Consider the following 25,643-nt stretch of genomic DNA (forward strand, 5'->3'; position numbering starts at 1 on the left):
TTTAATTATCTTTGCGCCCTCAAAAAAATAATGTGATGTCGGCTAAGGAAGAAATAGAAAGACGTAGAACCTTTGGAATTATTAGTCACCCCGATGCGGGTAAAACAACTTTAACAGAAAAGCTTTTGCTTTTTGGTGGTGCCATTCAAACGGCAGGTGCTGTTAAATCCAATAAAAACAGCAAAGCAGCCACTTCCGATTTTATGGAAATTGAGCGACAACGCGGAATCTCCGTAGCTACTTCCGTAATGGGATTTGATTATAAAGGCGTTAAAATTAACCTTTTGGATACTCCCGGTCACCAGGATTTTTGTGAAGATACTTACCGAACCCTTACTGCTGTAGACAGTGTTATCATGGTGATTGATTGCGTGAAAGGAGTAGAAAGTCAAACCGAAAAATTATTGGAAGTATGCCGTATGCGCAACACTCCGGTGATTGTGTTCATCAATAAGCTCGACCGTGAAGGCCGCGATCCTTTTGATTTATTGGATGAAATCGAGAGTAAATTAAAAATAAATGTTTGCCCACTCAGTTGGCCTATCAGCATGGGTAAAACCTTTAAAGGAGTATATTCTCTTTTCGAGAAAAGCCTATTACTCTTCGCGCCAAGCGGGGCTAAATTAGAAAAAGACACTTTCGAAATAAAAGACATAAACGACCCCAAAATTGATGAAATGATTGGTGAACGCTATTCCTCTAAATTGCGCGAAGATGTGGATTTACTGAGTGTGTATCCCGAATTTCACAAACAAGATTATTTGGATGGTAAAATTTCGCCGGTATTTTTTGGAAGTGCAGTCAATAACTTTGGAATCAGGGAGTTACTCGATTGTTTTATACAAATAGCCCCCACTCCGCTTTCGCGTGAAACCGATGTGCGAGTGATTAAACCGGAAGAAAATAAATTTACCGGATTTGTGTTTAAAATACATGCGAATATGGATGCCCGGCATAGAGATAGATTAGCTTTTGTGCGCGTGTGCAGCGGAAAATTTGAACGAAATACCAATTACTACCATTCGAGGTTAGCCAAGCAGTTAAAATTTAGCAACCCTACAGCATTTATGGCCCAAGAAAAAACAATAATCGAGGCTGCTTACCCGGGAGATATTGTGGGCTTATACGACACCGGAAATTTTAAAATTGGTGACACATTGACACAGGGCGAGAAACTAAACTTTAAAGGAATACCCAGCTTTTCACCTGAACTGTTTCGTTATGTAATTAATGCCGACCCAATGAAATCCAAACAGTTAGCAAAAGGGCTTGAGCAATTAACAGACGAAGGAGTTGCACAGTTGTTTACAAAAATGAGCAATGCTGCAAAGATATTAGGTACGGTTGGAGCACTTCAGTTTGAGGTAATTCAGTACCGACTAAACAGTGAATACAGTGCCTCTTGTAATTTTGAATCGATGAACTTGCATAAGGCATGTTGGGTAACTTGTAAAGACAAGAAAAAACTTCAAGCTTTTGTGGACGATAAATTTCAGCACATGGCCAAGGATAAGGAAGACAATTTTGTATTCTTAGCCGAAAGTGCCTGGGCTTTACAGATGGCTCAAGAGAAAAATCCGGATATTGAGTTTCATTTTACTTCTGAGTATTAGATTTTAGATGTGAGTAGTGAGTAGTGAGACGCGAGTACAAAGTACAAAGCTTTAATTTAATCCCAAGGCTTAGCAATACTTAACCGTTAAATTTAGTGAATTAGTAAGGATTCGTTATTCGTAACCTGCAATGATTAGTTAACTTTAGCATTTCGTAAATTCGTATTGATTCGTTATCCGTAACCATTAATGATTCGTAAAGAGTTCATGCCATTTTGTAAATTCGCAGCTTATTGTAAATAATATTTCTAAAATCATCTCTTAAAATAAAAACTATGAAAAGAACAGCAACAGCCAACTGGAAAGGTTCCGGTAAAGAAGGAAAAGGAACAGTATCCACACAAAGTGGTGTGTTAAAAAGTAATCAATATTCATTTGGAAGCCGTTTTGAAGAAGGTATTGGAACCAATCCCGAAGAGTTAATTGGAGCAGCCCATGCAGGTTGTTTCAGTATGAAGCTAAGCTTTGTTTTAGGCGCTGCCGGCTTCACTCCCGATAACATCGATACCAAGGCAACTGTGAATTTGGAGAATGGAACGATTGATAAAATTCACCTGGAAGTAACCGCTACTATACCCGGGATTACAGTTGAAAAATTTAGCGAATGTGTTGCGGAAGCAAAGGTAAATTGCCCTGTTTCTAAACTTTTAAATGCAGAGATTACGGTGCAATCGTTATTGAATTCCTAGTTCAATACTCCTCTATCTTTCAGCCAATGTATTGCTATTTAATGCAATGCATTGGCTGTTTTTTTGTGCGAAAGAATTTGTACTTGGACGCTAGCAGATTTTAAAAATCAACATATTTTGAATTCCCAAAAACTCTTAAATCCAAATCAAAAGCCACTAAAACAGCATTTCCACAGCCAATAATTTTTTTACCTTTGAAGCCCTTATGCAGTTTATTTATCCGGGATTTCTGTTTGCCCTTTCAGCACTGGCCATTCCTATTATCATTCATCTTTTTAATTTTCGCAAATTCAAGCGTATTTATTTTACCAACGTAAAATTTTTACGTGAAATTAAGCAAGAAACCCAGTCGAAATCACAACTTAAACATCTATTGGTGTTGCTTGCGCGAATGTTGGCCTTGGCATTTTTAGTATTTGCCTTTGCGCAACCTTTTATCCCTCAAACCAAAACTACACAACTCAGCAATGAAGAAGCTGTAAGTATCTTTATTGATAATTCCTTCAGCATGGATGCGCAAGGCAAGGCGGGTAGTTTGCTGGAGCAAGCCAAAAAAACTGCGGTTGAGATTTTAGCGGCATATAAACCAAGTGATCGCTTTCAACTGCTAACGAATGACTTTGAGGCTAAACACCAACGACTTTTAACCAAAGAGGAGTTTTTAGAATCACTTCAGGAAATAAAAAGCTCGGCACGTGTAAAATCAGTGAGCGAGGTGCTATCGCGTCAGGCGGATTTATTGGCAGCCAGCCCTACAAAAAGCAAGTGTGCCTATGTCATTTCAGATTTCCAGAAATCGAATTTTAGCTTGAGCAATGTAACTCCTGACACGGCTTTAAAAGTGCGGCTAATTCCCATTCAGAGCAATAGTCGCAACAACCTGTTTATCGATTCCTGTTGGTTTGAAACTCCTTCGCGACAGCTCAATAAACCTGAGGTATTAACTGTGCGGGTTACTAATGTTTCAGATGTAGCAGTAGAAAATGCTCCCATAAAACTCTTTTTAAATAAAAAACAAAAGGCCTTAGCCAGCTTTTCGCTCGACGCCAATACAAGTGCTGAAGTTAAATTAACCTTCACCTGCAAGGAAATCGGGATTCAAAATGCACAAGTACAACTTACGGATTTCCCGGTAACCTTTGACGATAGCTATTATTTTTCTTTTGAGGTTGCTCCAAAAATTCATGTTTTAGCCATTAATGGATTAACTGAAAACAATTCAATTTCAACACTTTTTAAAAATGATTCTGTTTTTACCCTAAGCAATGCTTTCGAAAAAAACATTGATTATTCTTCACTTCAAAAAAATGAACTCATTGTATTGAATGAGCTCACAACTGTTTCTAGCGGTTTAAGTCAAGAGCTTAATAAATTTGTGAGCAAAGGCGGAAGTTTATTGGTGTTTCCTGCAATTGAAATGGATTTGGTTTCTTACCAAAATTTTCTTTCGCCCCTACCTGCTAACTATTTTACGGGACTCGATACAGCAAGAACACGTGTTGATAAAATTAATTTTGCACATCCTCTCTACGCCGGTGTTTTTGATAAAAAAAGGAAGCCCACAGCTAACATCGATTTGCCAATTGTGCACCAACATTATGTTCTAAATAAAGCTTCACATTCCAATCTAGAATACTTGCTTAAAATGCAAAATGGGGACGTTTTTATTGGTAAAAACAAAGTTGTAAAAGGTCAGGTATATGTGTGTTCGGTGCCACTGGATGCTCGGTTTAGTAATCTTACCAAGCATGCCATGTTTGTGCCTACACTTTATAATATTGCATTGTATAGTGTAGTTCCCTCGCAATTATTTTACACCCTTGGCAAAGATGAATCGGTTGAGCTTCCTGCTGCAGTTTTAGGCACAGAAGAAGTATATCATCTAAAAAGTACAAGTGCAAATTTTGATATAATTCCGGAGCATAAAACCACACAAAATGGGACTTCTATCCTTTTGCACAATCAAGTGGCTGTGGCCGATAATTATTTGGTACTAGCCGGCAAAGATTCGGTAATGGGACTTGGATTTAATTACGATCGAAAGGAATCCAATCTCGAATGCTTAAGTACAGAAGAATTAGAAACCCAACTTTCGAAAGCTGAATTTTCAAATTTTTCGTTACTTTCGGGGACGGTGAAAGCGTTTAGCAATTCATTGCGTGAAATGAACCAAGGGAAGCGCTATTGGAAATGGTGCATTGTGCTTGCCTTACTTTTTTTAGCTGTGGAAGGTGCTTTAATTCGATTTTGGAAATAACAAAAAACAAAAATTCGTTCTTTGTGTTAGTTTCTCCGTTTCAAACGCAATGCATTTTTTTATTTTTTTTCGGATGAATGATTTACAAGGCATAATAGTTAAAAAAACATACCTATGGATTTACTGATTAAGTCAGCAAAAATAGTGGATTCAACCTCCGCGTGGAATGGAAAAAAATCGGACATCTTAATTGAAAATGGGTATATAAAAAAAATTGGTACCGACCTTAAAGTTGAAAAATCGTTCCCTGTATTTGAAGCTGCTGATTTACATGTTTCCATTGGTTGGTTTGATCTTCAGGTAAATTTTAACGATCCAGGATTGGAGCATAAAGAAGATTTACAAAGTGGTTGCAAAGCAGCTGCCTTTGGCGGATTTACAGGAGTAGCCTGTATGCCATCGAATCATACACCTACTCAAAGCAAATCGGAAGTTGAGTACATTTTAACAAAAACCAGAAATCAAGCAGTGGATGTATTTCCAATTGGTGCGCTTTCAAAAAATATGGAAGGCAAGGAAATGACAGAGCTATTTGATATGCATAGTGCCGGGGCAATTGCCTTTTCAGACAATAAAAAACCTATTTCGGATGCCGGGCTGCTCTCGCGTGCTTTGCTTTATGCAAAAGGGTTTGAGGCAAAGATTATACATTATCCTGAAGAAGCCCAACTTGCCCTTGGCGGGAAAATAAGCGAAGGTAAAATGAGTACCCATTTAGGCATTAAAGGCATTCCTGCACTAGCTGAAGAATTAATGGTGGCCCGTGACATTGCTTTGTGTGAATATAATTCCTACAGCATACATTTATCCAACATATCAACTGCAAAATCGGTGGAAATGGTTCGGGAAGCAAAGGAAAAAGGGATTAAGGTGAGTTGTGGAGTTGCCGTTCACAACCTGGTTGCAGATGAAACTGCGTTGAATGATTTTGATTCGAACTATAAGGTAAAGCCACCTTTGCGAACACTTGAGGATGTAGAAGCTTTATGGGCAGGTTTGCTCGATAATACTATTGACGTGATATGTAGCGATCACAGTCCGCAAGACATTGAAAGCAAGGAACGTGAATTTGATCATGCTGCTTTTGGCATGATAGGATTGGAAACCTGTTTTGGCTTGATTCAACTGGCTAATCAAAGGATGGAATTGCATCATTTGCTCGATAAAATTTCGCGTGCTCCGCGCAATATTGTTGCGCTTGAGGTTCCTGCTATTGAAGAAGGATCGGCCGCAAACCTTACTTTGTTTGCACCAAACACAAGCTGGAAATTCTCGGCGAATAACATACAATCCAAATCAAAAAACACCCCTTTTATTGGGAAGGAATTAAAGGGAAAAGTTTACGGCATTATAAATAAAAATCAATTTTTTAAAAATTAATTTTGGCTAAACGTTCCTTAGCCTGTTTGAATTCTGTAATCATCTGATGCATAATTTCAGCAGCCGGCTGAATGTCTTTTATAGCACTCGAAACTTGGCCAATTTCTAATTCACCTTGAATCATATCGCCTTCGAACATCCCTTTTTTGGCACGCGCTCTTCCTAAAATTTCCTTCAACTCATCTGCGGAAGCGCAGCGTTCATAAGCCTTTTGAATATCCAAATAAAATTCATTCTTCAAGAGTCTAACCGGTGTAATTTCCTTTAAAGTGAGCACGGTGTCGCCTTCAACAGCTGAGATTACCCTGTTTTTAAAATCAGGGTGAGCTGATGATTCTTCGCAGGCTACGAATCTACTTCCTACCTGCACTGCATCTGCGCCAAGCGCCATGACGGCTAACATTGCCGAACCTGAAGCAATTCCTCCGGCAGCAATAAGCGGTATGCTTACCGCTTCGCGTACAAGAGGTATCAAACAAAGTGTTGTTGTTTCTTCGCGACCGTTGTGCCCTCCGGCTTCAAAACCTTCGGCTACTACTGCATCTGCTCCAGCATCCTGAGCCTTTTTTGCAAACTTGGTATTGGACACAACATGCACTACGGTAATTCCTTTTGCTTTTAATTTGCTCGTCCATATTTGTGGATTACCGGCAGAAGTAAAAACTATTTTCACTCCCATTTCCATAATAATATCCATGTGTTCTTGAATATTTGGGTAAAGCAGCGGGATATTAACTGCAAATGGATTATCGGTAGCTTTTCGGCATTTTTCGATGTGTTCCTTAAGTACATGGGGATACATGGATCCGGCACCAATAATACCTAAACCACCTGCATTACTTACCGCAGCTGCGAGTCGCCAACCGCTACACCAAATCATGCCGGCCTGAATGATAGGATATTGAATTTTAAATAGTTCGCATATTGGGTTTGTGTTCATAAAATATGTGGAAAGTTTTGTTGATTATTATTTTTAAAAGCTTTTTTTTAAGGATAAATTTTTTATTTTTGTCACAATTCGACTATCTAAGAAAAAGCAAATTAATATTAATTATTTCGAAAATGCGTAAATTATTACTTTTGCACTAACAATTTCGCTTCCTTCACTTGTCTTTGGGCAATATAAAAAGGAAGTAGGGATTATTGTGGGATCAGCCAATTACCTAGGTGAAATAGGCGGAAAAGAAAAGTCCAGAAGAGATTTTGTGCTCGATTTAAAACTCGCTCAATCACGCACAAACTTTGGGATGTATTACCGTCAAAAAGTTAAACCAAAGGTATTTGTTACCGGTACATTTAACTATGGTCGCCTTAAAGGTGCTGATACCTTATCGTTAAATCCGGGTAGAAATGGTAGAAGATTAAATTTTAGAAATAATATATTCGAAATTGGACTTTTGGGCGAGTATGTACTTTATCAAAGCAATGGGATTAAGGGGCGAAGTGGGGGTGCACGCAGAGGAGGGTCTAAAAAAGATTTCAGAGCTTATATAACCGGAGGAGTGGCTTGGTTTCATCATAATCCACAAGGAACGGATGCAAACGGAAACTGGGTAGATTTACAACCATTGGGAACCGAAGGGCAAGGCACTCAAGGCAAAGCCGCTAAGTACAAACTTTCTGGAATAGCAATTCCCCTCGGAGCAGGATTTAATTATACTTTAAACAGAAATTACCGTATTGGCTTAGAATTAGGCTGGAGAACAACCTTTACCGATTATTTGGATGATGTGAGTACAGTGTATGTTGACCCAACACGATTTACAACTCCCAGTTCAGGAGTTAACTCAGAATCCTACAAACAAAAGGTTTATTTCTACGACAAAAGCGATAAGCGCCCTTTAACTGACCCAGACCGCAGCGAAGTTGCAGCAGCCGGAGAAAATTACGGATATGACTTTGCTCGAGGAGTAGAGCAAAAAAGAGGTGACGATAAACACAACGACTCCTATATGTTTTTACAAATTAAAGCAGGTTATGTTTTAACAGGCAAGAGCAAATTTTACCGCAATAAGTCTAGCTATGTTTCAAGAAGTAAATACAAGAAACGTAGGGTAAGAGCTAAATTCTAAAATTAAAAAAGAGCGATTGATTCGCTCTTTTTTTTTGAATGTAAAATTAATTTCATCATCAAATTAAATTTCAAATCTTGCGCCTAAGCGCGTCTATTCTTATCCTCCTTCAAGCGTCTTTTCTCTTCCATCTTTTCTTCTCTCGATTTTGTTTGCTTTATGATGCGCACTCCTAAAAAGATGCCTACCTTATAATTAAAATAGGATGTTTTTAAGGATTGAAAGGAACTCCGAGCATACTCCACATTTGCGTATAATCCGGTGTAAACCGTTTTTCCATTAAATCCAAGGCTGGCGCGTGCTCGAGAAAGAAAGGGCAGGTTTACTTTTTTAGATATAATGGTATCTGCATACTGCCTGTTGAATTGCGCGCCGGTTCCGACATAAAAAGAGCTGGCGAAATAAAATTTTTGATACACCAAATTAGAAGCAAAACCGGGCATCACAAACCACAAATTTTGTCGCAATTCGCTTAAGAAACGCAGTTTATCGTAATATTTTGTAACTGCAGTATCCAGCAGCAATCCACCACTTCGGCTCAATTTATTTTGATCAAATCCATACCAAATAATAAACGTAGCAGCCGATTTTTTTTGAAACTCTGTTTGTGCAAAAGCAGCTTTATAACTAAAACGCGTATCATTGGTAACAATGCGCATACTAAGTCCCCAATGTCTTGAATTTAAATCCCTATCGTAATTCGGAATGGCTTGAAAGAAATGTGTATTTCGGGAATAATAATTATGTTTATAGCTATCGTAAAAGCCTTCAAAGCTTACTTTGCGACCAAGGATGTTTAATTTAAAATCCTTAAAGTCGGTAACTTCCTTATTAGAAGGATTGAAGTATTTTTTAGTGAACCTGAAATCATAGCCAAAACCACCAAACATAAAATTAAATGCAAAGCCAGCTGAAAAGGGAATGTAACTTCCATAATTGAGCTGTGCATTCTTCAAATCCGATTTTGTATAAACTACTGAACTAATTGGAGCCGTTGAATACCTGAAATCATTTTGATTGAGCAGCAATTTGAAGTTAAGCTTTGTCTTAAACCGAGCGATATACGCCGCATCAATTTCTCCAGCCTGCGCGGAAAGGGCAAAATGAAAAATGAAGAACAGGGCAATTATTTTTTTGTAGGGTATCCTTTTTATGCTGTTTAGATAGCTTACCTTCGCATGCAAATTTTTATTCATACAAGATGATAGTATTCAGTTATTTTTTGTACTATTTTATTTTAATACCGCTCTCTCTCCTACCCTTTCCGGTGCTTTATGGGATTTCGAATGGGGCATTTTACCTACTTTATTATGTATTTCCTTACCGAAAAAAAATCGTTTTAGAGAATTTACGGAAATCTTTTCCTGAAAAATCAGAAGTAGAAATAAATCGTATCGCTAAAAAATTCTATCGCCACTTTTGTGATTTAGCGGTTGAAAGTATAAAAGTATTTACGATTTCGAAAGCATCCCTAATGAGCCGACTAACTGTTACCGGTCCCGATTTAATGAAAAAGTACTACGATGAAAAGCGCAGTCTGATTTTAGTTACCGGCCATTATGCCAATTGGGAATGGGCAGCTGTTTCGATCGGATTGTATGGTCCGCACAAACCACTTGGTATCTACCAGCGCATTTCAAACAAATTTTTTGACGATAAAATGCAACAAACGCGCAATCGATTTGGCACCATTTTAATGTCGACCAAAGAAGTTTCCGAATTTTTTGAACGCTATAAAAATGAATTAACAATGACCGGATTTATAGCGGATCAAAGCCCGGGAAAAGTTCAAAATGCGCATTGGATGCAGTTTTTAAATCAAGATACTCCTGTTTCCTTTGGCTCTGAAAAGTATGCACGACAATACAATATGGTAGTGCTTTATGGAAAAATCACAAAAGTAAAACGTGGTCATTATCAAGTAGAATATGAATTGGTAACAGATGAACCGAATGCATTGGCTCCTAATGAAATTACTGAAAGACATACACGCATCAACGAAAAATTAATTAAGGCCGCACCGGAGTATTGGTTGTGGACGCATCGGCGTTGGAAGCATAAGAGGATTGTGGATTGAGGATTTTGGAATTAGGAATTAGGAATTAGGAATTAGGTTTTGGAATTTTTATTTGAGATTAATACATGTCAACACCACTAGCGGAGCGGCTTCGTCCTAATAATTTTGATAGTTACATTGGTCAAAAACATTTGATTGGTGAGGGAGCTGTTTTGCGAAAAGCGATTGAGAGTGAAGTGCTTCCCTCTTTGATTTTATGGGGCCCTCCGGGTGTTGGTAAGACCACCTTGGCGAATATTATTTCTCAAAAATTAAAGCGACCTTTTTATGCACTTAGTGCAATAAATTCGGGTGTGAAAGATATACGGGAAGTAATTGACAAAGCGAAGAGTCAGGCATTTTTTGGCACCAATAACCCCATTTTATTTATTGATGAAATTCATCGTTTTAGCAAATCGCAACAAGATTCTTTGCTGGGTGCTGTTGAAAAGGGAATTGTAACGCTCATTGGAGCCACTACTGAAAATCCATCCTTTGAAGTAATCTCTCCGCTCCTTTCGCGCTGTCAGATTTATGTCTTAAAAAATTTAGAGAAAGCCGATTTGATTTTGCTCCTTAATCAGGCAATGGAACAAGATGAAGTGCTAAAGAAGAAAAAAATCAAAATTGAAGAATACGAAGCCTTGCTGCGCCTTTCGGGAGGTGATGCTCGAAAATTGTTGAATACCTTTGAGTTAGTTGTAAATTCCATTTCAGGAAGTAGCATCACAATTAACAATGAACTTGTAATGCAGAGTGTGCAACAAAACTTGGCTTTGTATGATAAGAATGGGGAACAACATTACGACATTATTTCAGCATTTATTAAATCGATGCGCGGAAGCGACCCAAATGCGGCTGTGTATTGGTTGGCGCGTATGCTTGAAGGCGGCGAGGATCCGCTGTTTATTGCACGCCGCATGTTAATTTTAGCAAGCGAAGACATTGGCAATGCAAATCCTACTGCCTTGGTAATAGCAAACAATTGTTTTCAGGCGGTGAATGTAATTGGCATGCCTGAAAGTCGAATTATTTTATCGCAAGCAGCGACCTATTTAGCCTGCTCAGCCAAGAGTAATGCAGCCTACATGGCAATTGGTGAGGCGCAGCAATTGGTAAAATCGAGTGGTGATTTGCCGGTACCCCTGCATTTACGAAATGCTCCTACCAAACTTATGAAGGATTTGGGTTATGGAAAGGAATATGATTATGCACATAGTCACGAACAGAATTTTATAAATCAAGAATACTTGCCGGATGCCCTAAGCGGAACCAAACTTTTTACTCCCGGTAACAATGCCCGCGAAAACGAAATGAGGGAGCGGTTAAAGAGGCTGTGGCAGGATAAATACAAGTATTGATTTTAAGTTTTTGATATTTGTTCAAACATCAAAAAAAATGCGTTTGGTCCGAGTTTATTCAAACAGCTTTTAATGCCTCAAAACGTATATCCAATGCTAGTTTCCCAATAATCCGCTTGACCTAAATTTGCTTTCACATAGGAGCCAATATATACCTGGTTCTTATACCTTTTGTAAGTATCAAACAAATAATACTGAAAGCCAAACTTGCTGGTAAACCAGGATTTTAGATGTTCTTTAGAGGAAATAGTGCGTTGACTATTTATTATTTCGCGGTAAAGCGGATTGTATATAAATACGCCTCCCTGTAGCACAAAGCTGAGGTGTTTCCACATAAATTCATGTCCTAAAAAAAAGATGGAAGTGCTGCTTTTTAATTTCTCTTGTGATGCAAATACTTCGTTAGATACAATAAAATCATGTGCACCGGTATTGTAATTTGCTTCCACTCCCACTTGAAAAATCCCTTTGTAGGAATATCTTTTTGTAAAAAAAATGGAAGCGAGATAAATGGGGTATTTAGGTCCGTTGCTTGGTCCCAAGGTTCCGCCGCGTTCATTTATTCCTAATCCAACTTTTACATTGAGGTGAAATTTTTTATTCCTTTCGGGAGACGCTTGTGCAGTATATTTATTTTGCCGGAGGTATGGATAATAACTGATAGCTGCTCGAAAATTTACTGAATTCAAACCGAGATTTGGCAATTGATAATGTGCATTGCTAAAATGAAAATAAGAAGCACCTGCGCTAAGCGAGAAGCGTTCTGTTAATCGGTATTTAAGCCCTAAAACAAAGGAAGCCACAGCAGTAACATGTGAGCCAATGACAATATTTTCAGTATTGTTTTGAATGTTATAAGGTTGGTTAAAATAGGCAAAGCCAAATCCAATTTTTCTTTGAACGACCAGTTTTTTTTCGGTTTTATTTTCGAAATTGATGAATGCGAAAGATGCGAATACATTTCCCAATACTTTTTTATTTCCGAGTGTCCCAAACAAAAAACTCACACCTGTTTCGGGAAAATGATAATATTGATGCCAGCTTTCGGCACCGTTGCATTGGCGCAGTAGCGAAAATTCAGTGAGTTGTGAAATGCCTACTTTGGGGAAAGCGGGATGGTTTACCACGGCTTTGCCAAGGTTTTCGGCGAGTTCGTAATGCAGTTCGCTTTTTTTTAACGCTAAGGAATCAGATGCATTTACATTATATATGTAGAATAAAAACACACCAAATGTGGCTATTCGTATTGTTTTTTCCAAAAATTGAAATTTCATTTTTTGTGCAATATTCCTTATCACGAAATTCTGAATGAAAGACAATATGATTATTTTTTTATTATCTTTTGCTTCCAATCGTCCCCACTAAAAATAAAAATGCCTGAATTCAATTGTTCAATATTCCATTCAAATGTAGACGAGTTTATGGTTTTTTTTTCAATTAAAATACCTCTACCATCAATTAAACTAACCGTTCCCAAATCCTTATCCTTTCTGATCAGGTGAACTATTTGTTGCACAGGAATGGGAAATAAGTTTATAAAGTCATTTCCATTTTCTTTTATCATAACAGCAGTGACTGTTACATTTGTAGTATTGGTGACTACAGGGGTATTATAATCGAAGTAGATGTTTGCATAATTTGGAATATGAGTACCTAACGTAAGGTTAGCTTTTTGCTTTATCCTAAATTTTATAAAACCATGAGATTCTTTCTCATTATGATTTGAATCGAGAAGTAAAATGTTCGAAAAATTCCATTTTGCAATACCCTTATCAACAGTGCAAGAATTTTGATGTGATGCTGAAATATTTTCCAATGAAACTACATCTAAATAATGAGATAGCGAATCTGTAATTAATACAGAAAATGCGGTATCTGTGCCTGTATTTTGAAAACGAATGATATATTCTAAATAATCTTGCATTTCCGGTGAAACAAATTCAGGATTAACTGTTTTTTGATTTGGATCAAAAGAACCAATAATTATGGAATGGTTGGAACAAAAATTATTATTTGGCGTTGTATCATTGTAAACAGAAGTAATCCAAGATTGAGCAGTAATAGGAGTTCCAATACTGGAATTTGCAAATACTGAATCAGTAATAATTATTGTTCCCATTTGATTTGGGGAAAGGTTACCTATTGACCAAATAAGTGTATCACCATTTGAATTAAATGGTCTATTAGCGGAAATGTTTGCTACTTGTATCGGTTTTAAGAACTTTACTTGAGCATTTAAAATTGGCATCGTGCCCACATTTTCATAATCAATATTATATGTTGCTCTAAATCCTGGTCGGGCAAAACCATTCAATTCCATTTTAAGCTCTAAATCAGCAACATTGGGAATAGCTTGCAAGCCAAAATAAATTGATTGAATATTACTACCCGACATATTTATTGTTTGTTGTGGGTTATTTGTGCACGAATAATATTTCGGAACAAAAACATCAAAGATAAAGACACCTGTGTCACAAACCGCGATAAAATACCCACTCGAGTCAGAATAAATTGCATTATTACCTGAGTAGTTAATTTTTGTAATTAAACCATTTTCTAAAGAGTCAATATGACCATTTCCATTCATATCATTAAAAACAAAACCATCCAAATTCAAATATCTACAATATCGAGTTTGGGGCGAGCAAATAATCGGATTAGCAGGTAAAGAATTAAGACTTGAAGGGACATTAGGTATACAATTTATAAAAGTGTTTCTAAATTCTAACTCAAAAAGACCGGAAGGCAAACTGGGTAAGCAAAATAATGGATTATTATTACAATGAAGTATATTCAGTTTGGCAGGTAAAGCTGGTAAACTGCCTAACTGATTTGAATCACAGAGCAGGTATTTAAGAGAATCCGGCAATAAGGGAAGACTTGTTAAATGATTTTTGTTACACTGTAAATTAGTTATTCCATTTGGCAATGGCGGGAGGATAGTTAAGAGATTATTTCTACAAAGCAATGTATTTAGGGTATTGGGCATTAGTGGTAAGGTTCCAATCACATTATCATGACAATAAAATACCTCCAAAAAAGGCGGTAATGAATCCGGAAGATTGGAAATATGGTTGCCGTTTATTCCCAAGAATGTAAGAGTAGCTGGCAACTTAGGCAGTTGTGTTAAATTATCCTCTTGACAATCCAAAACTTTTAGCGACGTAAAAAACTCTACCCCCTCTAAACTCGTAATATTTTGAAATCTCTCAAACAAAACTATTTCCGTTTTAATTGGAATACAAGTTGTTATCAAAGAATCATTGACTGTAAAACAGGAAGGATAATGTTGCTTTAAATCATGCCTAAAAACAGAATCCGGGACCCAAAAATTTTGTGAAAATGTTTCAGTCGAAAGCAAAAGCACAAAAAACAAACACATTAGTTTTTTCATTTTCACCCTTTTAAGTAATTATTAGACAAGTAGTTTATCAATAGCTTTCGCCAATTTTCTATCCTTATCGGTAACAACATCTCCGGCATCGTGCGTATTCAAGTTAATTTCCACCTTATTGTACACATTTTTCCAGTTGGGGTGATGGTTCATTTTTTCAGCAATTAATGCTACACGTGTCATAAAAGCAAAAGCTTCGCTGAAATCCTTAAAAGTAAAGGTTTTATTTAGGGAGTTTTTATTTTCTTTCCACATGGCTTTTTTAGTTATAGAGTTGTTGAATTTACAATGTCATCCTGAGCGTAGTCGAAGAGTGAGTTATTGGGTTATTGGGTTACTGGGTTATTGGGTTATTGAATTTACAATGTCATCCTGAGCGAAGTCGAAGGGTGATTTATTGAGTTATTTCGTTAATGCGTTAATGAAAAATTAAGCTATTCTAAAATTAGTGAATCTATTCATCCTCCAATCGGCTAATTGGCTAATTGGCTAATCAGCTAATCATTTACATTTATAATAACTGCACTAAAATTAAACAAATTAGTTACCAAAAGGCTTATTGAATTATTTTATTTTGTACCTCCTATCTGCGAATCCTAATTTTTACCTACCCTCCAACTTAAAAAGAACAAATTCAAAGCATCGATTATTATTATGATTCCCGGATGTTCGACGACACATCCTGAAATACCGACATCGGTCACCCACAAATTTATGCGTTTTAATTGTCATCCATTTCCCAAAGCTTGCTTAAATGTCCGCTTATTTAAAAATAAAAAGAGTTAGTCATGCGTTAGGTATTAGTTCAGATAAGGGTTTGACAAAATTTTGTTTTCATCCTTAGGTAATTTTTTAAAAAAATTGAAACCTGTTGCTTTCAGTTGCGTAAAAGACTGTAATTAACTCCCAAAAAAATGAAAACGCTAATTTGTATCCTCAGCATCTTACTGTTTAGTAGCTTCAAAAAAGACAAAAGTCCGATTCGTGAGTGGACTAGGTATGATATTGATTTCGAAGACTTTAAAGCTACTGCCGACAAAAAAAGCACTTTCGATGCGGTTACCGAATGTGGTATACAGTATGAAATGTACGTAGAAAATGACAGTGCTTTTATTAGGGTTGTTGCTGTACTCAATCGAAAAAAATCGTGGATTAAAGAAAAAAACTCTGAAGTGCTTAACCACGAACAAGGGCATTTTAATATTTGCGAGAGAAGCGCCAGAATGTTCAGAAAAAATATTGCTAACTATAAAGGAGAACTCACTGCCCAAAACATTAATGACGTAATGACTAAGTTGCTGGAGGAAGCAAGTGAATCTAATCGATTAAATCAAAATATGTATGAAAGCGCTGTTGACGATTACCGTATTCAAAAATATTGGGATAATTTAATAGTTGCCGACATTGACAGCCTCAATGACTATAAAAATAGCCTAGTAATTATAGGATTAAAGGAATAGTTTGTATTGAGTATTGAGAATTGAGTACATTGAACAAAGATTTATGCGGTAATTATTTGATATTTGTTACCTTTTTTAATATCAACAAACAATAACGATTCGTTAATCCGTAACCTTAGTAAATTCGCAGTTATTAGTTAATTGATAACCCTTTCGGTTAGTTAAAGTAGCAATAAAATTATGAATTTTGATTCTCGATAATTGCTAGAGTAAGTCGGCTGATGCATACCAATTTTCCTTCTTCGTTGTGAATTTCGATGCTCCAAACTTGTGTTTTTTTACCGATGTGAAAAGGAAAGGCAATTCCATACACAAAGCCTGAGCTAACCGGGCGCAAATGATTCGCATTTATGTCCAAGCCAACACAGGTATAAGTATTCATATCTACCACCAAATTTCCGCCGATGCTACCTAACGTTTCTGCCAAAGCCGCCATGGCACCCCCATGTAGCACACCGGTAGGTTGTTTGGTGCGCGCATCAACGGGCATACGACCTTTTATGTAATTATCACCCAACTCAATTAACTCGATACCCAAATGATCCATCATATTATTCTTGCCCAGTTCTTTTATGGACTCAATCGTATATTCTCTAAACCAAATTGCCATATCCTTTTTTATTTCAAATATAGGAAATGTGTTAATAATGTATTCAAGATGGAATTTCAGAATACGACAAACTGAGCATAAGCGGATTTACCGCAGAAACAATATACTGATTATAATCAGTCGTTAAAGTTTGAAAGGCTTGATGTTATTGCTAAATTTGCATTTGATTTATGAAAAGAATATTTTTTATTGGCATACTTATTTGTAGTATGCTAACACTTAGCAGCCTCTTAAGTAAACCTTCTGATGCTGCATTAATGACTCCTGAAAGCACTGCAGCGCTTGGAAAATTACTTTTTTTTGACCCAATACTTTCACAAGATAAATCGATAAGCTGTGCTTCTTGTCATAAGCCCGAATTTGCCTATGCGGATACTGTTGCTTTTAGCAATGGTGTAGCGGGTAACAAAACTACACGCAATGTACCTTCTGCGATGAACATGATGTATCGCGATATTTATTTTTGGGATGGAAGAGCAAATACCTTAGAAGAGCAAGCTATTTTCCCAATAGAAAATCCGGTAGAAATGAATTTAAAAATTGGTGAAGCAATAAAACGTTTAAATGCTTCGCCAAGTTATGTTAGCTATTTTAAACTGCTCTATAATGAAAAGCCAAATAAGAAAAACCTTGCACTCGCGCTAGCATCCTTTGAACGTACATTAGAAACATCAGCAACTCCTTTTGATAAATTTGCCAAAGGTGATAGCAGCGCCATATCTGAATCGGCTAAGCGCGGGCAACTTATTTTTAACCAAAAAGGGCATTGCTTTGATTGCCATTTTGGCCCTGATTTTACAGGTGATGAATTTAAAAATATCGGATTGTATAATGAGAAGGAATTGAACGATGCCGGGCGATTTAGTATTACAAAAAACGGAATTGATAAAGGAAAATTTAAAGTCCCCGGCTTACGCAATGTAGCGGTTACAGCTCCGTATATGCACAATGGCATGTTTACTACCTTACGTGAAGTTATTGATTACTATTCGGAGCCTGAAAAATTTGTGAAGGGCGGTATAAATACAGATCCCATTACAGCTGCCGGTTTTCATTTAACAGAGCAAGAAAAACAAGACATTGAAGCATTTTTGATTAGCTTAACCGATAGCAGTTTTGCCTTGGTTAAATAACTGCGCTATCTTCGCAAAAATCTCACGCAAGTAATTTTTAAAATGCTGACATCCCGACAAATTTTTTTGCAGCACATGGCGCAAACTACTGATTTTCCGCTATCTCTTGAAATTGAGAAAGCGGAAGGCCTTAATTTGATTGATGTGAACGGGAAGAAATACATGGATTTTATTTCCGGTATTTCGGTAAGCAATGTGGGACATCGTCATCCAAAGGTGGTGGAAGCAATAAAAAACCAAGTGGATAAATACCTGCATTTGATGGTGTATGGCGAATACATTCAAGCTCCACAGGTGCAACTGGCTAAACTGTTGGCGGATAATTTACCCGAGCAATTAAATTGCAGTTATTTTGTGAATTCTGGTAGCGAAGCGGTAGATGGTGCAGTTAAACTGGCTAAGCGCATTAGCGGTAAAACGGAGGTTATTTCCTTTAAAAATGCCTACCACGGAAGCACACAAGGAGTGCTGAGCATTGGTGGAAATGAGGGCTTTAAAAATGCCTATCGCCCATTGATTCCGGATGTGCGGGTATTGGAATTTAATTCGATTGAAGAGTTAAAACATATTTCCTTGCAAAAAACTGCTTGTGTGGTAGTGGAACCAATACAAGGCGAAGCAGGAATTCGCGTTGCAGATAAAGCCTTTATGGTAGCGCTTAGAAAAGCCTGTGATGAAAATTGTTGTCTGTTGATTTTTGATGAAATTCAAAGTGGCTGTGGGCGAAGCGGAAAATTATTTGCCTTTGAACATTATGGAATTGTTCCCGACATACTTTGCATTGCCAAAGGCATGGGTGGCGGAATGCCTATTGGGGCATTTATAGCTTCCACCAAAATGATGCATGCTTTTACACATCAGCCGATGCTAGGACATATTACCACATTTGGCGGACATCCGGTGAGTTGCGCAGCCAGCAAAGCAACTTTTGAAGTAATCTTTTATGAAAAGCTGATGGAAAAAATTCCCACAAAGGAAAAAATTATCCGCGAAAGCTTGAAACACCCCGGCATAAAAGAAATCAGGGGAATAGGACTTTTGCTTGCTGTTCAATTTGAAAGCTTTGAAATAACCAAAAAAATAATTGATACCTGCATTCAAAACGGGGTTATAACCGACTGGTTTTTATTTTGTGACAATGCCATGCGAATTGCCCCTCCTCTTACCATTACTGAAAGGGAGCTTGTTGAAGCTTGTGAAATAATAATAACAAGTATAAAAACGGTACTTGGTTAGAACTCAACCTGCATCTTAATTTCAGTTTGCTTTTTAAAGGCATACATTAAAAAAAGTACTTTCATAGAGCAATTGCTATTTATTCCTAGTGAATCTCCTATTTTTTTAGTTTTTTTGAAGAGTCAGTTTGAGGTATACCTTCGATACTGCATAATTCAAATTCTTATCCATTTATTTCAAAAGAAACGCTTCATCTTTTATAAAAACATAACCTAATTTATGAAAATAGCTTTAATTACAGGCGCTACAGCAGGAATTGGCAAAGCCACTGCGCAACTTTTTGCCGCTAATAAAATTAATTTAATACTCACCGGCCGGCGGATTGATCGCTTGCAAGCGCTGGAAAGCGAATTAAAAATGACCTATGGAATTGATGTTTTAACGCTTTGTTTTGATGTACAAAATTCAGCAGCAGTAAAAACTGCTCTCAATTCGATTCCCGAAGCATGGCGGGCGATTGATATACTTGTTAATAATGCAGGTTTGGCGATGGGTTTAGGACCAATTCAAGAAGGTGAATTAAACGATTGGGAACAAATGATTGATACTAACATTAAAGGTTTGCTTTATGTTACTCGACATATTTCACCTTGGTTAGTTGCCAATAAAAAGGGGCATATTGTAAATATTAGTTCAATAGCCGGTACTCAAACCTATCCGAATGGGAATGTATATTGCGCAACCAAGCATGCTGTGGTAGGCTTAAGTAAAAGTATGCGCATTGATTTATTACCTTATGGAATAAGGGTTACATCTATTTCACCCGGTATGGTAGAAACTGAATTTAGTTTGGTTCGATTTAAAGGAGACGAAGAACGAGCCAAAAAACCTTACATGGGGTTGCAACCGCTAACCGCAGATGATATTGCTGACACAGTTTGGTATGCCGTATCGCGCAAAGCACATGTGAATATAAACGACATTGAAATTACACCCACTGCCCAAGCCAATGTGCGTGATACGGTAAAGCACTAATATGGAATCTGAAAAGAAAAGTATATACTTCGAAAACCTTGATGGATTGCGGTTTCTCTGCTTCTTATCGGTTTTTTTATTTCATAGTTTCCATACCGAATATGATGCGCTTAAATTAAATCCGGTGTATCATTTTATTAAACGTTCGGTTTTTGGAAATGGAAATTTAGGGGTTAATTTCTTTTTTGTGCTGAGCGGATTCTTGATTACTTATTTATTGATTCAAGAAAAGAAAAGTACGGGCAAAATTCATATTGCACATTTTTGGATGCGTAGAATCTTGCGTATTTGGCCCCTCTATTACTTTTGCGTGTTTTTTGGTTTTGTTGTATTTCCATTCTTAAAATCGGCTTTTGGTCAAACGCCTAACGAAACTGCCCACCTTATTAATTACTTGACCTTTACAAATAATTTCGATTTTATTTCCACCGGATCACCCGATTCATCAGTACTGGCAGTTTTGTGGAGTGTTGCAATAGAGGAGCAATTTTATTTGTTGTGGCCGGTGGTGCTTTTTCTTTTTCCGTTAAAAAAATACTGGATTCCGTTTGCAGCTATAATTGTAAGTAGTCTTATTTTTAGGGCAATGCATGACGACGATACACTATTTGAACTGCATTCTCTTTCTTGTATCGGCGATATGGCTGTTGGGGCGTTTGGAGCATGGCTTATTTTGGAATATGATTCCTTTCTTAATGCCATTCAAAATCTAAAAAGGCCTTACCTCCTGCTTATTTATGGTAGTTTTATTTTGATATTTTTCTTTCGCAAGGAACTTTTTTTTAACCTTTATCCACTCCGCGTGATAGAGCGAATTTTAATTGCAGGAAACATACTCTTTATAATTTTAGAACAATGTTTTTGTTTACATTCATTGTTTAAAGTATCCAGCTTAAAAATGATTTCACGACTCGGTATAATTACTTATGGCTTATACTGTTTGCACTTTATAGGCATTTTAATAGCAACAACGCTTACAAAAAAATTCGCTTTAAATACGCAGATGTGGCAGGTTTTGCTGCTTGATACTGCGCTAGCTCTTCTGATAACAATTGGAATTAGTAAACTATCTTATCGATTTTACGAATTACCTTTTTTGAAACTGAAGGAAAAATTTGCATTTGTGAAAAACCGAACAAAACTTCTACCCTGATAAAATTTGAAAACTTCTATAAATAATAAGCTCTTTATTGGTTTTGCCATGGCGGTGGCATTTCTATTGTTTTTTACAATTGTGACGTTTATCAATATGAACAAATTGAAAGTCGACAGTAAAAAGCAGTTTGAATCGTATATTATTTTGAAGGAAATAGAGGATTTATACATTTCGATTTTGGAAATCGAATCCAATGAAAGAGGCTATGCGATTACCGGAAAGAAGAGTTTTTTAGAAATGTATGATATCCACTTAAATCAAATACAAACTAAATTAAGAAGCTTGAATTCGCTTGCCACGAATAAGCGCATCGACAAATCCCAATTAACGGCTTTAAAGTTTACTATTCACGAAAAAATTGACAATTGTAACCGCATAATTGCCATTAGAAATGAATATGGCATGGAGGAATCCTTAAATATGATTCGCTCAGAACGGGGTAAGATTTTAACAAGTCAAATACGAGCAAGCATACGAACCATTGAAGAACAGGAGCGGATATATCTCTTCAAATCGAACGATTTACAAATTAAGAGTGCCAATTTTACGATTTTAATATTTGCCATTTTATGCTTGGTAATTATTTCCATTTTAGGACTGGTTTTGTATTATTTTATAAGTGATCAAAAAGCAAAAAGGCTAATTGATTTAAAAATACAAGAGGCAAAAGACCAGCTTCAATCCATATTGGATAATACCAATTCGCTTGTTTTTATTAAGGATTTGGAAGGTAAGTTCATATTTGTAAATCGACCATTTGAGCGAAAGGTAAAACTTACCAGTCAGTTTATTTTAGGACATACGGATTACGATTTTTATCCAAAAGAAGCCGCCGATAAATTTTGGGAAAGTGACAATGAAACCATTCTAAGAAAGGAAGCAATTGAATTCGACGGAATGATTATGGAGCATGAGGGACCTACCTATTATCATACTTTAAAATTTCCATTATACAATAATAAAAATGTGATGTATGGAATTTGCGGTATTACCACAGATATCACAAAGCGCAAAGAGATAGAAGAGAATTTAAAAGCAACCAAAGACCAGTTACAAGCCATCTTAGACAATACCAATTCCTTAGTTGCGATTAGAAGCACTGAAGGAGAATTTTTATTTGTGAATAGAGAATACGAGAAATTATTTCACATGAATAAAGGAGAATTGTTGGGTAAATCGCTCTTCGACTTTTTTCCAAAAGAAACAGCGGATGAAATTTTCAGACACGATTCAGAAGTAATTAAATCAAAACAATTAAAAGAATATGAAATTGATTTTCCGGTGGATGATGAGATACATTCAGCGATTACTTCAAAGTTTCCACTTTATAATAGTGACAATAAAATTTATGGCGTTTGTGCGGTATCTACTGATATAACTGAAAGAAGGAAAGCAGAAGAAAAATTACAAAAAGCATACATTTTACAGAATGCCATTTTAAATGGAACCGATTATTCTATCATTGCTACTGATGCCAATGGAAAAATAATAGAATACAATAAAGGGTCGGAGGAAATGTTGGGCTATAAAGCCAGCGAAATTATTAATCGCAGAACTCCTGAATTATTTTTCGCAAATGGCTTGCTAGAGGAAATTGGAATTGTTGAAGAAAATCATTCGAATAGAGTGTTAGTGCCATCTAACAAGCTCGAAAAACCTATTGTAATGGAGAGTACTTATCTTTCCAAAAAAGGAGATTTAATACCGGTATTACTATCTATTTCAGCACTTAGAAACGACCAAAACGAAATTACTGGATACCTTGGTATTGCAAGGGACATAAGTGAACAAAAAATTGCAGAAGTACAACTTCGAGAAAGCCAATTGCTATTTCAAAATATGTCGAGCAATGTTCCTGGCGTAATTTTTCAGTATCATTTAAAAACCAATGGTGAACGGGAGTTTTTATATGTAAGTAGCGGAATTCGCGATATTTTTGAAATGGAGCCCGAAGCCTTACTCAACGATTCAAAAATATTGTGGAGCTTAATATCACCTGCCGATGTAGAGACATTTTTTATTGGCATGCAAAACTCTGCAAAAACGATGCAAGCCTTTTCTTACGAAACCGCAATTAATTTACCTTCCGGAAAAAAACGTTGGATTAAATCCAATGCAAAACCCGAAAAAAGTGAGGATGGAGGGATTATTTGGAATGGGGTAATGATGGATATATCTGAGCAAAAAGCCACAGAATTTGAGCTCAAACAAAGTCAGGATCGCTACGAAATTGCTGTGCAAGGTGCAAATGATGGATTGTGGGATTGGAATTTAATTACCAACGATGCCTATTTTTCACCCCGCTGGAAAAGCATGTTAGGCTACCAAGAACATGAATTAAAAAACAATCTCGAAACGTTTACAAAATTACTACATCCGGATTCGGTTAAGTCGGTATTTGAGGTGGTAAATAATTATATCGCTGGCAATACGAAAACGTATGAGCTGGAGTTGCAACTACTGCACAAAAAAGGTTACTACCATTGGGTTTTAGCAAGGGGGGCGGTATTGCGCGATGCTAAAGGAAAAGCATATCGTTTTGCCGGTTCACATACCGACATCATGGAACGAAAATTCCAAGAAGAAGCCTTACGCAGCAGTGAAGCCAAATTCAGAGCCATGAATGATGCATCCCCTTTGGGAGTATTCGTAACGAAACCCAACGGAGATTGCATATACACCAATTTAGCGTACCAAAAAATTAGTGGTTCTTCTCCCGATGCCTTGTTGGGTGATGGATGGCTTAACGCTATACATCCGGATGATCGTGAAAACGTAATTGAAAAATGGGCTAATGCCACAAAAAACAATCAAAAATTTGAAAGTATTCACCGCTTTATAAAGCCCGATGGTGGCGTTGTTTGGACGAGTGTAAAGGCTGCAGAAATGTTGGATAATGCAAAAATTATTGGTTTTGTTGGTACGGTTGATGACCTTACCCAAATGAAAAAAGCGGAGGAAAAGATTATTCAATCCACTTACATGATAAATAATGCTACGGATGCAATTATTGCTTCGGATTTAAATTGGAGTGTTAACAGTTACAATAATGCTGCACAAAAGATATATGGATTTGAACCTGAGGAAGTACTTGGAAAAATTGCCGAAGATGTTTTTGTTACCGAATTTATGAATGGCACAAAGCGTGAATTTTTACTGGCCCTAAAACACAACGGTTCGTGGAATGGAGAAGTGCTGCAGAAAAGAAAAGATGGCGCAATGATTCCTATACTTTCGTCACTTTCGATTAACCGTGACAATGAAGGAAATGCCATAGGATTTATTGCAGTAAACAGAGATATATCAGAACGAAAAAAACGGGAAGAAATTATCAGTAAGTTGAATGTGGAACTAGAGCAAAATCTTATTCAACTGGAAATCACAAATAGAGAATTGGAATCCTTTAGTTACACCATCTCGCATGATTTGCGCGCCCCGCTTAGAGCTATAGACGGTTTTACCCAAATCTTAAAAGAAGATTATATTGATCGTTTGGATGATGAAGCCAAGCGTTTAATGGATGTGGTAATGAGTAATGCAAAAAAGATGGGGCAGCTGATTGATGATTTATTGCATTTTAGTCGCTTAAGCAAACAAGAGGTAATAAAAACGAATGTAAATATGGGTGCTATGGTTGCGCTGGTAGTGGCTGAACTTAGGAACAATATGAGTGATTCATCTACTGCCATTTCTATTGATGAACTGCCCAATGCACATGCGGATCATAGCGCAATTAAACAGGTTTGGGTAAACTTAATTTCTAATGCCATTAAATATTCTAAGACGAAAGAAGTTGCCAAAATTGAAATTGGATACTTGGAGGCAGAAAATGAAACCATTTACTTTATAAAAGACAATGGCGTTGGATTTAACATGCGCTATTACGATAAATTATTTGGTGTTTTTCAGCGTTTGCATAGTGGTGATTTTGAAGGAACCGGTGTAGGCTTGGCAATAGTTCAGCGCATTATCCAAAAAAATGGTGGACGGGTTTGGGCAGAGGCCGAGGTGAACAAGGGTGCAACATTTTATTTTTCTTTGCCGCATAGCGATTAGCAAGCGCATCTACCCATTTTACCAAGTATCGTTGATTTATTGCCATTTACCGATTAGAGGGATAGTTAATTTGAATTCTGCCGTATTACCAACAAAACCCTGATGGGCAGAATTTAATTGAGTAAAAACTTGATAGTTTCAAAGTAACTTACTTACTTCGTTTAAAATTCTGGAATTCCATTAGATAAACACAAA

Annotated in this window: 19 protein-coding genes; 13 read left to right on the plus strand and 6 right to left on the minus strand. The window is 36.8% G+C overall.

Annotation, left to right across the window (positions count from 1 at the left end; all coding sequences use genetic code 11):
* The first annotated feature begins 35 nt into the window (after positions 1 to 35).
* The 4 genes from IPP32_15035 to IPP32_15050 all read left to right on the plus strand — a co-directional run bounded on the left by IPP32_15035 (position 36) and on the right by IPP32_15050 (position 5,939).
* On the plus strand, positions 36 to 1,613 hold the full coding sequence (locus tag IPP32_15035; protein MBL0049399.1) for a peptide chain release factor 3: 1,578 nt from the start codon (positions 36 to 38) through the stop codon (positions 1,611 to 1,613).
* Positions 1,614 to 1,888: 275 nt separating this feature from the next.
* Complete coding sequence (locus tag IPP32_15040; GenBank protein MBL0049400.1) at positions 1,889 to 2,302, plus strand: OsmC family protein; 414 nt, start codon at positions 1,889 to 1,891, stop codon at positions 2,300 to 2,302.
* Positions 2,303 to 2,507: 205 nt separating this feature from the next.
* Positions 2,508 to 4,559 carry a BatA and WFA domain-containing protein gene (locus IPP32_15045; GenBank protein ID MBL0049401.1) on the plus strand — a complete coding sequence of 684 codons (2,052 nt, stop codon included), beginning with the start codon at positions 2,508 to 2,510 and terminating at the stop codon, positions 4,557 to 4,559.
* 114 nt (positions 4,560 to 4,673) lie between these two features.
* Positions 4,674 to 5,939, plus strand: a complete 1,266-nt coding sequence (locus IPP32_15050; protein MBL0049402.1) for a dihydroorotase — start codon at positions 4,674 to 4,676, stop codon at positions 5,937 to 5,939.
* Here IPP32_15050 and IPP32_15055 read toward each other — a convergent pair.
* Positions 5,929 to 6,879, minus strand: coding sequence for a nitronate monooxygenase (locus tag IPP32_15055; GenBank protein MBL0049403.1), 951 nt, complete (start codon positions 6,877 to 6,879; stop codon positions 5,929 to 5,931). The genes IPP32_15050 and IPP32_15055 overlap by 11 nt on opposite strands.
* Before the next feature lie 205 nt (positions 6,880 to 7,084).
* Between IPP32_15055 and IPP32_15060 the strand changes: the two genes are divergently transcribed.
* Positions 7,085 to 8,011: a hypothetical protein gene (locus IPP32_15060; GenBank protein MBL0049404.1), complete on the plus strand. Its 927-nt coding sequence runs from the start codon at positions 7,085 to 7,087 to the stop codon at positions 8,009 to 8,011.
* Positions 8,012 to 8,094: 83 nt separating this feature from the next.
* Here the strand turns inward: IPP32_15060 and IPP32_15065 are convergent, their stop codons facing one another.
* Positions 8,095 to 9,207 carry a DUF4421 family protein gene (locus IPP32_15065; protein ID MBL0049405.1) on the minus strand — a complete coding sequence of 371 codons (1,113 nt, stop codon included), beginning with the start codon at positions 9,205 to 9,207 and terminating at the stop codon, positions 8,095 to 8,097.
* A gap of 5 nt (positions 9,208 to 9,212) precedes the next feature.
* Between IPP32_15065 and IPP32_15070 the strand changes: the two genes are divergently transcribed.
* Positions 9,213 to 10,088, plus strand: coding sequence for a lipid A biosynthesis acyltransferase (locus IPP32_15070; protein MBL0049406.1), 876 nt, complete (start codon positions 9,213 to 9,215; stop codon positions 10,086 to 10,088).
* A gap of 65 nt (positions 10,089 to 10,153) precedes the next feature.
* Complete coding sequence (locus IPP32_15075; protein MBL0049407.1) at positions 10,154 to 11,428, plus strand: replication-associated recombination protein A; 1,275 nt, start codon at positions 10,154 to 10,156, stop codon at positions 11,426 to 11,428.
* A 77-nt stretch (positions 11,429 to 11,505) separates the two neighbouring features.
* Here the strand turns inward: IPP32_15075 and IPP32_15080 are convergent, their stop codons facing one another.
* Genes IPP32_15080 through IPP32_15090 form a run of 3 tightly spaced genes read right to left on the minus strand, consistent with a single transcriptional unit; the run spans position 11,506 to position 15,077 of the window.
* Positions 11,506 to 12,702, minus strand: coding sequence for an acyloxyacyl hydrolase (locus IPP32_15080; protein ID MBL0049408.1), 1,197 nt, complete (start codon positions 12,700 to 12,702; stop codon positions 11,506 to 11,508).
* Between the two features lie 50 nt (positions 12,703 to 12,752).
* A complete protein-coding gene (locus IPP32_15085; protein ID MBL0049409.1) occupies positions 12,753 to 14,822 on the minus strand; it encodes a hypothetical protein in 2,070 nt (689 codons plus the stop codon).
* A 21-nt stretch (positions 14,823 to 14,843) separates the two neighbouring features.
* On the minus strand, positions 14,844 to 15,077 hold the full coding sequence (locus tag IPP32_15090; protein ID MBL0049410.1) for a 4a-hydroxytetrahydrobiopterin dehydratase: 234 nt from the start codon (positions 15,075 to 15,077) through the stop codon (positions 14,844 to 14,846).
* Between the two features lie 659 nt (positions 15,078 to 15,736).
* On the opposite strand from IPP32_15090, the gene IPP32_15095 reads away from it, so the two are divergent.
* Positions 15,737 to 16,282, plus strand: coding sequence for a DUF922 domain-containing protein (locus IPP32_15095; protein ID MBL0049411.1), 546 nt, complete (start codon positions 15,737 to 15,739; stop codon positions 16,280 to 16,282).
* A 178-nt stretch (positions 16,283 to 16,460) separates the two neighbouring features.
* Here IPP32_15095 and IPP32_15100 read toward each other — a convergent pair whose 3' ends face one another.
* Positions 16,461 to 16,892 carry a hotdog fold thioesterase gene (locus IPP32_15100; GenBank protein MBL0049412.1) on the minus strand — a complete coding sequence of 144 codons (432 nt, stop codon included), beginning with the start codon at positions 16,890 to 16,892 and terminating at the stop codon, positions 16,461 to 16,463.
* A gap of 170 nt (positions 16,893 to 17,062) precedes the next feature.
* Here IPP32_15100 and IPP32_15105 point away from each other — a divergent pair, with 170 nt between their 5' ends.
* The 5 genes from IPP32_15105 (at position 17,063) to IPP32_15125 (ending at position 25,448) form a co-directional block, all read left to right on the plus strand.
* Positions 17,063 to 18,025, plus strand: a complete 963-nt coding sequence (locus tag IPP32_15105) for a c-type cytochrome (GenBank protein MBL0049413.1) — start codon at positions 17,063 to 17,065, stop codon at positions 18,023 to 18,025.
* Between the two features lie 45 nt (positions 18,026 to 18,070).
* Positions 18,071 to 19,261, plus strand: a complete 1,191-nt coding sequence (locus IPP32_15110; GenBank protein ID MBL0049414.1) for an aspartate aminotransferase family protein — start codon at positions 18,071 to 18,073, stop codon at positions 19,259 to 19,261.
* A gap of 219 nt (positions 19,262 to 19,480) precedes the next feature.
* Entirely contained in the window at positions 19,481 to 20,236 is a 756-nt protein-coding gene (locus IPP32_15115) for an SDR family oxidoreductase (GenBank protein ID MBL0049415.1), read from the plus strand.
* A 1-nt stretch (position 20,237) separates the two neighbouring features.
* Positions 20,238 to 21,389, plus strand: coding sequence for an acyltransferase (locus tag IPP32_15120; protein MBL0049416.1), 1,152 nt, complete (start codon positions 20,238 to 20,240; stop codon positions 21,387 to 21,389).
* 6 nt (positions 21,390 to 21,395) lie between these two features.
* On the plus strand, positions 21,396 to 25,448 hold the full coding sequence (locus tag IPP32_15125; protein ID MBL0049417.1) for a PAS domain S-box protein: 4,053 nt from the start codon (positions 21,396 to 21,398) through the stop codon (positions 25,446 to 25,448).
* Positions 25,449 to 25,643: the final 195 nt, after the last annotated feature.

The sequence above is a fragment of the Bacteroidota bacterium genome (assembly GCA_016721765.1).
Taxonomy (GTDB): domain Bacteria; phylum Bacteroidota; class Bacteroidia; order UBA4408; family UBA4408; genus UBA4408.

Excerpts from the sequence above, each read along its gene's own strand:
- IPP32_15085 (MBL0049409.1), bottom strand. The coding sequence starts at position 14,822 with ATGAAAAAACTAATGTGTTTGTTTTTTGTGCTTTTGCTTTCGACTGAA.
- IPP32_15100 (MBL0049412.1), bottom strand. The coding sequence starts at position 16,892 with ATGGCAATTTGGTTTAGAGAATATACGATTGAGTCCATAAAAGAACTG.
- IPP32_15035 (MBL0049399.1), top strand. The coding sequence starts at position 36 with ATGTCGGCTAAGGAAGAAATAGAAAGACGTAGAACCTTTGGAATTATT.
- IPP32_15090 (MBL0049410.1), bottom strand. The coding sequence starts at position 15,077 with ATGTGGAAAGAAAATAAAAACTCCCTAAATAAAACCTTTACTTTTAAG.
- IPP32_15055 (MBL0049403.1), bottom strand. The coding sequence starts at position 6,879 with ATGAACACAAACCCAATATGCGAACTATTTAAAATTCAATATCCTATC.
- IPP32_15040 (MBL0049400.1), top strand. The coding sequence starts at position 1,889 with ATGAAAAGAACAGCAACAGCCAACTGGAAAGGTTCCGGTAAAGAAGGA.
- IPP32_15095 (MBL0049411.1), top strand. The coding sequence starts at position 15,737 with ATGAAAACGCTAATTTGTATCCTCAGCATCTTACTGTTTAGTAGCTTC.
- IPP32_15115 (MBL0049415.1), top strand. The coding sequence starts at position 19,481 with ATGAAAATAGCTTTAATTACAGGCGCTACAGCAGGAATTGGCAAAGCC.
- IPP32_15050 (MBL0049402.1), top strand. The coding sequence starts at position 4,674 with ATGGATTTACTGATTAAGTCAGCAAAAATAGTGGATTCAACCTCCGCG.
- IPP32_15120 (MBL0049416.1), top strand. The coding sequence starts at position 20,238 with ATGGAATCTGAAAAGAAAAGTATATACTTCGAAAACCTTGATGGATTG.
- IPP32_15045 (MBL0049401.1), top strand. The coding sequence starts at position 2,508 with ATGCAGTTTATTTATCCGGGATTTCTGTTTGCCCTTTCAGCACTGGCC.
- IPP32_15080 (MBL0049408.1), bottom strand. The coding sequence starts at position 12,702 with ATGAAATTTCAATTTTTGGAAAAAACAATACGAATAGCCACATTTGGT.
- IPP32_15105 (MBL0049413.1), top strand. The coding sequence starts at position 17,063 with ATGAAAAGAATATTTTTTATTGGCATACTTATTTGTAGTATGCTAACA.
- IPP32_15070 (MBL0049406.1), top strand. The coding sequence starts at position 9,213 with ATGATAGTATTCAGTTATTTTTTGTACTATTTTATTTTAATACCGCTC.
- IPP32_15065 (MBL0049405.1), bottom strand. The coding sequence starts at position 9,207 with ATGAATAAAAATTTGCATGCGAAGGTAAGCTATCTAAACAGCATAAAA.
- IPP32_15075 (MBL0049407.1), top strand. The coding sequence starts at position 10,154 with ATGTCAACACCACTAGCGGAGCGGCTTCGTCCTAATAATTTTGATAGT.